Consider the following 10660-nt stretch of genomic DNA (forward strand, 5'->3'; position numbering starts at 1 on the left):
TTGATTTGAATCGTGTTGTTGATTTATTACAACAATACGTGAATTCAGGTCTAGCCACACCTGTGTGGCAGGTGGCGATTTGATGGGGTTCGGGGAAGTCGAGTGCTGGTCGGAAGATGGCCGGCTGGACAGCGTGGTGGTGTTCCGACCCGCGGCGCTGGACGTCGCGTCGGAGGAGGAGGCGGCCGCGGTGGGGTTTGCCCGGGTCGTGACGCGGGCGGCTGCCGAGGATGCCTTTGGCCGGCTTCGGGAGGCGCTGGCGTCGTTCGGCTGCAGGACCATCGACCTGGAGGAGTTCCTGTCGCCAGCGGACCGGGTCGTCAGCAACACCACGGTCAACCGGGTGTTCGTCCGGGACACGGCGGTGGTGCTGGGGGCGCGGCTGGTCCGGGGAGCGGCGGCGTTTCCGCCGAGGGTGGCCGAGTTCGACGTGGCGCACGGGGCGCTGTCACGGCTGATGGGGCGGGCCGATGGGAATGTGGAGTGGGCGGCCGTGGCCCGAGTGGAGTTCGGGGACGTCTTCCTGCTGGGGCAGGGGCGGCTGCTCGTCAACGTGGGGTTGCGCAGCGACCCGAGGTTCGTGAGGGACTTCGTGGATCTGGCCTGGAGCGCTGGGTTCGAGGAGGTGGCGGTCGTCCGCATCCCCGAGAGCCTGGGCATCATCCACCTGGACCTGGCCTTCAACGTGCTCGGGACCGAGGCGATTGTCGCGCGCGCCTTCCTGCGTCACTGTCCCCTCCACGTGTACGCACGAGGGGAGCCGCCGCTCTGGGAGTCGTTCGAGGCGTACTTCACCCAGCGGGGCCGGCGCGTGCTGGCGTTCGAGCCGGGGGGCACTCATCCCTTCCTGTCGAACTTCATCAGCCTGGAGCCGCGGTTGTTGCTCGCCTCGGAAGGGGCGGCGCCGCACCTGCGCAACCTGGCGCGTGGCCTCGGGCTGGAAGTGGTTGGCGTCGACATCGACGCGCTGGAGCGCGGCAACGGGAGCGTGCGCTGCCTGACGATGCCGCTACGGCGCCACGTGGCGTGAGCCCCCGCCGGGAGTGGCGCGAGCCGGCGCGGACCCTTGAAGGGGTACGCCGGCTCGGTGCCTCGCTACGAACCGCCTACGGGTGAGGCTGGGACGTCGGAGCAGGCGCGGCGGCGGGCTTGTTCTCCGCGCCTTCAATCTTCAACTGCTCCAGCGCCGCTTCCTTCACTTCAATCTTCGCCTGCGCCTTCAGCCCGTCGATGAAGCCCTCCATCGCCTTGGAGCGGCGCTCACCCATCAGGCGCGCCTCGATGCGCGGCTTCGCCTGCTCGAAGGTCTGATCCATCCCGACCTGCCGGCCCTGCAGCTTCACCAGGTGGAAGCCCTTGTCGGTCTCCACGACCTGACCGATCTCCGACGAGGACTTCAGGCCGAACGCCGCCTCCGCCAGGGCCGCGCCCCAGGCCACGGTCAGCTCATCCCGGCTGCGGAAGCCCAGGTCGCCACCGGCGGGCTTGGAGGCCGCGTCCTGCGACTGCTGCGCCGCCGCCATCTCGAACGCGCTCTTCGTCGGGCCCGCTTCCTTCGTCTTCAGCTCCGCCAGCAGCTTCACCACCGTCGCCCGCGCCTGCGTGCGCTTCGCGGCGTCCCCCTGCGGCGCCTCCAGGAAGATGTGGCTCACCCGGACGCGCTCGGGCTTCAAGAACTCGGCGGGGTGCTCGTCGTAGTACTTGCGCACCTCCTGCTCGGTGAGTCCGCTACCCGCGGCCTCCTGCTGTTTGCGCAGCAGCTTCTGCACCATCACCTTCTCCAACGTCGCCTGGATCTCCGGGTCCTTCTCCAGCCCCTGCTTGCGAGCCTCCTGCACCAGCAGCTCGAAGCGGATGAGGTTGTCCAGGAACTCCTTCTTCTTCTCCAACGTGGCGTAGCGGCTGCGCACGAACAGTGGCTGCTCGTCCAACTTCGCCTTCACCTCCTGGGTCGACAGGGTTCGGTCATTGATGACCGCGACGACGGGGCTCGAGTCCTTGGGCCCAGCCTCCGCCGGGCGAGAACCCCCGCCGTTACACGCGGTGAGGGCGAGGGCGGCGATGACGGCGGACAGGACTCGGGTTCGGACGGAGGGCGTGTGCATGGATGGAATCAACCTCGGGAGCTTCACTTGGGGTGCGAACCCGCCACGCTTTCGAGTCGAGGGGGCAGGCTTTGCGTGAAGCGACAACCAAAAAGTGGGCCTGTATCGTATATCCAACATGGTGCACGTTGCGAATCACGGAGTCCCTTGGTCCCTGCTCAACGGGCCGCGGGAAAAGAGTCTTCACAGAACGATACGGAGGAGCGGCGCTGTGCTGGTCGCGTGGGTGCTCTGCTGCGCCTGCACCCGCCCCGCGCCGGAGGCTTCTCCCGAGGCCCCCCAGACCGGCGGAGGTCGTGTGGTCGGCCGCTTCGATGGCGGCGTCGTCACTCAGGAGGAGCTCACCGAGGAATCCTCCCGGCTGCCCTCCCCACTGCGTGAGCAGTTCGAGCGCCCCGCCGGCCAGCGCGAATTCGTGCGCTCCATGATCGACAAGCGCCTGCTTGCTCAAGAGGCCCGGATCCGGGGGCTCCATCAGCGGCCAGACATCCACAAGCAGGTCCAGGCCCTGGAGGAGCGGCTGGTCATCCAGGAGCTGCTCGCCGCCGAGGAGAAGTCCGCGGGGAAGCCGAGCGACCAGGCGCTGCGCGACTACTACGAGCAACACCGGAACGAGCTGGCCCAGCCGGAGCGACTGCGGCTGGCGCGGGTGCGGGTCCTGGTGCCCCAGGGTGCGACGGCCCCTCAGCGGGCTCAGGCGAAGCAGAAGGCGGAGCGGCTGGCACAACGCCTCAAGGCGGGCGAGGCGCTGGAGAAGGTCTCGGCCGAAGGCGAGGGCCCGGAGCGCGGTGGCGAGCTGGGCTGGGTGGCGCGCGGCGACCTGCCGGAGCGCGAGCTGGAGTCCGCGGCGTTCGCATTGAAGAAGGTCGGTGACACCACCGCGGTGGTGGCCGAGGCGAAGGGCTTCTCGGTGGTGCGGTTGCTGGAGCGCAAGGACGCGAGGGTTCCCGCGTTCGAAGAGGTGAGGGCGGAGGTGGAGGGGCGCGCGCTCCCGCAGTGGAAGCGAAAGGTTCTTGAAGGGTTGTTGGCCCGGCTGCGTGCAGCGGGCTCCGTGGGCATCGACGTGCCTGAGACGCCCTGAGGGCGCAGGTGGGAGGGGTTGTGCATCACTTTGGCTCGAGCGGCGTCCTCGCCGTGGATGGCGTCGTGTGCCCCAAGGGTGGAGATCATCCGCTGCCCGCGCTCCGAACTCCTCGGCGCGCGTGGCGGCTTCCCGTGCTGGCGCTCCTGGCGCTTGGGCTTGGCGCGTGCCGGGACGAGCGTGTCGTCGCCGAGGTCGGCAAGAGCGAAATCTCCAAGGCGGAGGTGGTCGCCTATCTCGCCGCGCGCAGCTCGCGCGAGCGTCCTCAGCCCGCCGAGGCGCTGGACGTCCTGGTGGAACGCTCGCTGCTCGCCGAAGAGGCTCGACGCGCGGGTTTGCACGAGGACGCGGCGATCCAGGCGCGGCTGAAGACCGCCGAGCGTGAGGTCCTCGCCCAGGCCTTGCTGGACAAGCGCCTGTCGGAGCTGACCACCGAGGAGAAGCTGCGCGAGCGCTACACCGCGACGCGGGAGCAGCTCGGCCGCCGCGAGGTGCATGTCCGCCAGCTCATGGTGCGCGTGGCCCCGGGGGCGGACGAGGCGACGCGGGCCGGTGCGCAGTCGCGCATGAATGGCCTGTTCGCGAGGCTCACGGGCGGTGAGCCCTTCGAGAAGGTCGCGCGCGAGGCCTCCGAGGAGAGCGTGAGCGCGGCGCAAGGCGGAGACCTGGGGCCGGTTCGGGAGGGCCAGGTGGACGACGTGTTCTTCACCGAGGCCGCGCGCCTCGCCAAGGGGGAGCGCTCGCGCCCGTTCGCGACGCCCTATGGCCTGCACCTGCTCGAGGCCGTGGAAGCCGTGAAGACCGTGGTGCCGACCTTCGAGGAAGCGCGCGGCAAGCTGGAGTCGGAGGTGCGCCGCGAGGCGCAAGCGCAGCTCATGAAGGAGCTGCGTGAGCGCATCTCCGTAAAGACCCATCCGGAGCGTCTGGACGCCGCGGCGTCCATGGCCACGGGTCAGACGAGCAAGGAATCGCGTCCATGAACGGTCGTGGAGTGTGGGTGGTGGCGCTCCTTGGCGTGTGGCTGGGGTGCAGCCAGGAGCCGTCTCGTTCCGAAGTCCCTTCCGCGCGTGGTGCGCCGCGCGAGGAGCAGGTGCGTCAGGCTGTGTCCGGGGATGTGACGCCTCCCTCCATCACCGTGAGCGGCGTGGCGCAGGGCGCGTCGGTGAAGGTCTCGCCCACGCTGACGTGGACCGTCACGGACCAGAGCGCGACGCTCGTGGAGGCGTGGCTGGATGGCGAGCCGGTGGCCAGCGGCGTGACGGTGTCGAGCGAGGGGCTGCATGCGCTCATCGTCCGTGCGACGGACACCATGGGTCTGTCCACGACGGTGACGCGGACCTTCCGCGTGGACATGACGGCGCCCGTGATCTCCATCTCGGATGTCGAGGACGGCGGCCACTACAGATGGCCTGCTGTCTTCCCCAATGTCTCAGTGGTGGACGCGGACGCAGTGTCGCTCTCCGCGACTCTCAACGGTACTCCGTACTCGCTGAGGGCGCCCGTGCGGAACGAGGGACGCTACATCCTGGTGGTGACCGCTACGGACGTCGCGGGGAACACCGCATCGAAGACCGTCACGTTCTACATCGACAGGACGCCGCCAGCTGTCGGCTTCATCGGCTTCGCTGACGGGGACCACTTCAAGGATGTGCCCTTCACCGTGGAGTTCTACGCGGAGGACACTGTCCTTGGGGGACTGCTATGGCCTCTGGAGGCAACGGCGACGCTGAACGGTCAGCCCATCACCTCTCCGTGGGACCTCTATCTGGAGGGCGAGTACACGCTGATCGTCTCCGCCACGGACGAGGCCGGCAACACGAACCAGGAGCAGGGGGTCCTGTTCATCGACACGACGCCGCCGGTGGTCACCATCTCCGGTGTCACGCATGGGCAGGAGGTGGACGTCGCGCAGGTGGTGCCCACCTTCACAGTCTCCGACAATCTGAGCTCGTCACCCTCGGTGGTGGTGGAGGCCACCCTGAACGGGCAGCCCTTCTCCAGCGGGACGGCGGTGAGCGCCGAGGGCATTCACACGTTGGTCGTCACCGCGACGGACCTGGCAGGGAACGAGACCCGGAAGGAAGTGCGCTTCACGCTCGACCGCTCGGCGCCGGTGTTGAATGTGGGAGGGGTGACGAACGGCGCCAGGCTTCCCAATGTCGCCGTGACGTTCAGTGCGAGCGACCTCACCCTGGACTCCGTCACGGCAACGATCGACGGCGCTCCCTATGTCAGCGGGACCATCATCTACGACCACGGGAGGCACGTGTTCAATGCCGTGGCCGTGGATCGGCTGGGACACCAGACGCAGGTGACACGCACGTTCACCGTGGATGCCTTGGGACCGGTCATCGTCGTCACGGGAGTCCACGACGGTTTCGTGACCAACGAGCCCTCGGTGGTCATCACCTTCAGTGCGACGGATGACTCGCGGGGACCCGTCCAGGTGCGTGCGACACTGAATGGAGAGCTGTTCACCAGCGGCAGCGCGACGACGCTCAGTGGGACACAGACGCTGGAGGTCCTCGCCGAGGACGACCTCTTCAACTCCACCCGGAAGGTGGTGCATTTCACCATCGACCTTGATCCGCCCACCCTCACGGTGTCGGGAGTCCCGAGCGGTCAGGTCGTGGACGTGGCGCAGGTGGTTCCGACCTTCTGGGCGATGGACGAACAGACCTCCGCGATGGTGGAGGCCACGCTCAATGGCCAGCCCTTCACGAGCGGAACGGCCATCACCGCGGAGCGCGCCCATACGCTCGTCGTCGTGGCCACGGATGCGGCCGGGAATGTCACGCGCGAGGAGCATACGTTCACCATCGACCGGACCGCACCCGAGCTGACCGTGACGGGCGTGGACGACGCCAGTCGCCGGGCCGCTCCGGTGGCCATCGCGTTCGACGCAGAGGACGCGAACCTTGCCTCGCTGACGGGCACGTTGGATGGCCAGCCCTACACGAGTGGAACGGCCATCACGACGCACGGCCCTCACGTCTTCATCGCCGTCGCACTCGATGCCGCGCAGCATCGAACGGAGGTCCAGCGCTCGTTCCGGGTGGATGCGGAGCCCCCCACGCTCACCATTACTGGCGTCTCGGATGGACTCGTCAGCAAGGCGGCGCAGGTGGTGCCTGTCTTCAATGCCACGGACGAAGGCGCGGTGACCCTGTCCGCGACGCTCGACACCGTGAGCTTCACCAGTGGAAGCACTGTGACGGCCGAGGGACCACACACGCTGGTCATCACCGTCTCGGATGACTTGGGTAACTTGCTCACGCGAGGCCTCCTCTTCACGTTGGATCGCACCCCGCCTGCCGTGGTCCGGGTGAGTCCCGTCGATGGAACCGTCACCGATGAGCCGACCCTGGAGCTGGTGCTCCAGGTCACCGACCTCCTCTCGAACGTGACGGTTCGCCTTGGGGCGACGGAGCTGTCGCGCGGCGAGGATGGCCGCTACCGGACTGTGTTGTCATTGGAAGAGGGGACCAACCTCTTCGAGCTGACCGCGACCGACGCGGCGGGCAACGTTACGCCGCATACGGTGACGGTGATCCGTGACACGGAGAAGCCGACGCTGACCGTGACGGCTCCGGAGCAGAACGCTCGCATCGGAGAGCTGTTCACCGAAGTGACAGGACGGGTCCTGGACGCGTCGTCGGTGACGCTCACCGTCAATGCCCAGACGGTGGTCGTCGCATCCGACGGAAGCTTCTCACACCGGGTGACGCTGACCGCCGGTGAGAACACGCTGGTCGTGGTGGCCACGGATGCGCTCGGTCATGTCGAGACGGTGACGCGCACCGTCCGCGTGAGCGGCACCAAACCCACGCTCGTCGTCACCTCTCCCTCGGAAGACCAGGTCGTCACCTCGGCCAACGTGACGGTGAGCGGAAACGCGAAGCCGGCGGACCCGCAGGACACCGTGACTGTCACGGTCGCGGGGACCGCCGTCACGGTCTCTTCCTCGGGGGATTTCTCGCACGTCGTATCGCTGTCTCCTGGGGAGACGCGGTCCATCTCGGTTGTCGCGCGGGATGGCTATGGGGTCACCGAGGAGCTCGTCCGCACCCTCACGCGAACGGAAGCGGATGGCGGGACGCCGGATGCGGGCATGCGGCCTGACGCTGGCGGCTCCTCGAGTGATGGGGGCGTGGGCGGCGCCGATGGTGGCACCGGAAGCACGCAGGACGCCAGGCCTGGGCTCGAACCGGACCCGGTGCTCGTCGTGGACGCGCCGCTCGAAGGGGGCGTGTACGGCGGTGCTCGCTTCGTGGTCAGCGGCCACATCGAGGGCGGGACGCTCCCGCTGCGAGTCACCGTGCAAGGCGTGAACATGGCGGTGAACGGCCAGGACTTCACGGGCGCCCTGGTGCTCGCGGATGGCGACCACTCGCTCCAGTTCAAGGTGACGGATGCCCGCGGGCGAACCCACGCGCAGACTCGCGCGGTGGCGGTGGACCGTACGCCGCCGCAGCTCGTGCTCACTCCACCCACGCCTCCCGAGACGTGGAACCGCCTCTCCCGTTCGCCGTATCTCCTCCAGGGAACGGCGGGAGACCGGCACCTGACGGAGGTGCGGGTCAATGGCACACCGACGCGGGTCATCGCGGGCGCATTCAGCGCCTACGTGCCGCTCGTGGCCAACACGCCCACGCCCGTGGTCGTCACCGCGTTCGATGTCGCGGGCAATCGCAGCCAGGAGTCCGTGGAGCTCACCCTGCGAGGTGGCGCCCCGCGCATCACCATCCTCGCACCCGTGAATGGCTCCGAGTCTCCGGACCCGGTGGTGACGGTGCGTGTCCGCGTCGAGAGCGTCGCGCCGCTGCGCGCCGTGCGCATCGGGACCGACACGGTGACGTCGTCGACGGACGAGTACACGGCGCAGGTGCCGCTGGCCCATGGTGAGAACGTCATCCACGTCACCGCCGAGGACACCCAGGTGCCCGAAGGAGAGACGGGCGGCATGGTGGGCTCGGCGTCCGTCACCGTGCGCTACCTGGAGGCGAGCAAGGCGCCGCTCCAGGTGACGGGTGTGTCTCCCCGCGCGGGAGAGCAGGGCGTGGAGCCCGATGCGCTCGTGAGCGTGTCCTTCAACAAGCCCATCGAGGGCACTGCGCTGTCCGAGAACTTCAAGGTCCGCGTGCAGGGCCAGTCCACGACGCTGCCGGGTGGCTACTCGGTGGTGCCGGGCTCGCAGACCGTGTCCTTCATCGCGAGGGATCCGCTCCCGGAAGGTGCCCGCCTGACGGTGGAGGTGAAGAAGGAGCTGGAGCCGGAGACGTTGCCGGCGATGAACGGAGACTTCTCCAGCGACTTCACGGTGCGCAGGCCGCTGACGCGTGTGCGCGGCTACGTCGTGGACGGCGACTATCGCCCCTTGCCCGGGGTGAAGGTCGCGATGGTGGGGACGAGCCTCACCACGGTGACGGGACCGGATGGCAACTGGACCCTGTTCAGCCCCAAGGGTGGGGAAGTGGTGCTGCGCTACGAGGGTGGCCTGACGTCCGAGGGCGCCTCGTTCCCCACGCTGCGGCGGCGCCTGTTCGTCAACGACGAAGCCGACACGCTGGACGCGCCGCTGGTGCTCACCGCCGTGGACACGGCCTCCGCGCAGGTCGTGGACGCCCTGCATCCCATGTTGCTGCGGTTCGCGAACCGTCACCCGGACCTGCGGGTGGACGTCCCCGAGGATGGCCTCTTCTTCGAGGACGGCATGACGCGCGGGCTCGTCACCGCGACGGAGCTTCAGCCGTATGCCCTGCCGTTGCCGATGGACGGGCGCGCGGCGCTCGGGGCCGTCTGGCAGATTGGGCCGGCCGGACTGCGTCTCCAGAAGACCGTGTCCGTGACGTTCCCCAACCGCACCAACCTGCCCGCGGGCCGCCTGGCCATGGTGCTGGGGCATGACCCTCAGCGACACGTGCTCAAGCGCGTGGGCTTCGCTCGGGTGGATGCGGACCGCACCACGCTGACGCCGCTCGCGCCCCTGGGGCTCACGTCGCTGGAGTTCATCGGCTACGTGCCGCTCAACAAGGACCAGCATGTCGCCGTCGCGACGGCGCTGGGGATGAACCCGGACGCGGGTTCGGAGGAGGACGGCGAAGGGGTCCAGGGGTTGATGGACCGGGTTCGCCCGTCCCAGTCGTCGGAGCCCCTGTGGAAGAAGCTCCTGACGAACCTCCTGGTGACGGATGCCCACGCGCAGCTGGGCGGCGGGTTGGACCTGGCGGCGTACAACGCCTTCGACACGATGCTCGGCATGGCGGTCCCTGGCGCGGTGCTGGGCACGGTCCGCGCGCCGCTGGAGCGCCAGCTGGTGCTGGAGGTCCGCGCACCGATGGTGCCGCCGTTCGGCCAGCCGGCCTCGGAGCAGGTCGTCACGCTGCCGTACACGCTCGTGCTCGACTTCCGTTCCCGGTTCGAGTCGGCGGACCCGCATGACGTGGCGAACCCGGAGACGGTGCTCGTCAAGCTGACGGCGGAGGGGCCCACGGGTCCGCTCTCCGAGCCCACCGCGGGCGCGTGGCAGTCCCAGGGTGAAGGCGAGGCCGCGCTCACGCCGCGCGTCGCGCTCCCCGCCGGCAAGACGACGGTGACGCTGTCCGCGCTGTCGCAGTCCACGCACCGGTTGATGAAGTTCGAGGCGGAGCTGATCGCGAACCCCTCGGATGGTGGCCCGTCGACGGCGACGCTGCGGCTGCGGACGCTGGAGGACACCTTCAACGAGGGTGGGGACGTGGCGGTCCACAGCCCCGTGCGCTTCAAGAACCTGCGGGTGACGCTCACGGGGCCGGGCAGTGGCTCCGCGGGGATGACGGGCGCCTCGGGTGGCTATGGCATCCCCGTGCCCGGGCTCATGGGCGGGGAGATGGGCATCTCCTGCACGGAGGTCCCCACGGGTCCTCGGATGGTGGAGCGTCTGGGTGAGGACGGCGTGCTGCACTACACGCCCACGCTCAATCAGTTCCCCATCTGCTCGCAGACCTTCTGGTTGTACCCGGGCGCCACCACGCGCGCGGACATCCTGGTCGACGTGCGCATGCTGTACGGCGCGCTGACCTTCGTGGACCGGCATGGTGAGGCGCTGGCGCTCAACTGCGACCCGGAGGCTCGCAGCGAAGCGGCGTCGACGCCCGGTGAGTTCACCGACATCGCGCTGAAGGACGTGAAGTCGACGGAGGTCCACTTCTTCCGCGCGGACGACCTCGAGCACCCCATCGCGACTTTCGCCGCGGGCACTCCCAACGGCGTTGCTTGCACGCAGGGCCCGCCGACCGAGGACACACCTCACGGCTACTACTCGCGCGTTCGCACGGGGCCGGCGGCTCGCATCCGGCAGGCCGCGCGGGAGCGGTGCCGGCAGTTGGAGCGGCAGCTCGGCACGACGGACGCGGGTTCACTGAGTCCGGAGGACCAGGGGTACTACGACGGCAACTGCCGCGACAACCGGACCAACACGCTGCGACTGAGCCCC

Annotated in this window: 5 protein-coding genes; 4 read left to right on the forward strand and 1 reads right to left on the reverse strand. The window is 68.7% G+C overall.

Annotated features, from left to right (window positions below; all coding sequences use genetic code 11):
- The first annotated feature begins 82 nt into the window (after positions 1-82).
- Positions 83-1030 carry an arginine deiminase family protein gene (locus ACN469_RS27055; protein WP_498772231.1) on the forward strand — a complete coding sequence of 316 codons (948 nt, stop codon included), beginning with the start codon at positions 83-85 and terminating at the stop codon, positions 1028-1030.
- A 76-nt stretch (positions 1031-1106) separates the two neighbouring features.
- Here ACN469_RS27055 and ACN469_RS27060 read toward each other — a convergent pair whose 3' ends face one another.
- Entirely contained in the window at positions 1107-2105 is a 999-nt protein-coding gene (locus ACN469_RS27060; RefSeq protein WP_498772233.1) for a peptidyl-prolyl cis-trans isomerase, read from the reverse strand.
- A gap of 211 nt (positions 2106-2316) precedes the next feature.
- On the opposite strand from ACN469_RS27060, the gene ACN469_RS27065 reads away from it, so the two are divergent.
- The 3 genes from ACN469_RS27065 to ACN469_RS27075 form a co-directional block, all read left to right on the forward strand.
- Positions 2317-3186 carry a peptidyl-prolyl cis-trans isomerase gene (locus tag ACN469_RS27065; RefSeq protein WP_498772235.1) on the forward strand — a complete coding sequence of 290 codons (870 nt, stop codon included), beginning with the start codon at positions 2317-2319 and terminating at the stop codon, positions 3184-3186.
- 20 nt (positions 3187-3206) lie between these two features.
- Entirely contained in the window at positions 3207-4166 is a 960-nt protein-coding gene (locus ACN469_RS27070; protein ID WP_498772237.1) for a peptidylprolyl isomerase, read from the forward strand.
- A partial coding sequence (locus tag ACN469_RS27075) for an Ig-like domain-containing protein (RefSeq protein WP_498772239.1) occupies positions 4163-10660 on the forward strand: 6498 nt, incomplete at its 3' end. The genes ACN469_RS27070 and ACN469_RS27075, both read left to right, overlap by 4 nt.

This window comes from Corallococcus terminator (assembly GCF_049194865.1).
GTDB lineage: Bacteria > Myxococcota > Myxococcia > Myxococcales > Myxococcaceae > Myxococcus > Myxococcus terminator_A.

Bases quoted from the DNA above. Each gene is read 5' to 3' on its own strand.
- ACN469_RS27055 (WP_498772231.1), top strand. From the start codon at position 83: ATGGGGTTCGGGGAAGTCGAGTGCTGGTCGGAAGATGGCCGGCTGGAC.
- ACN469_RS27060 (WP_498772233.1), bottom strand. From the start codon at position 2,105: ATGCACACGCCCTCCGTCCGAACCCGAGTCCTGTCCGCCGTCATCGCC.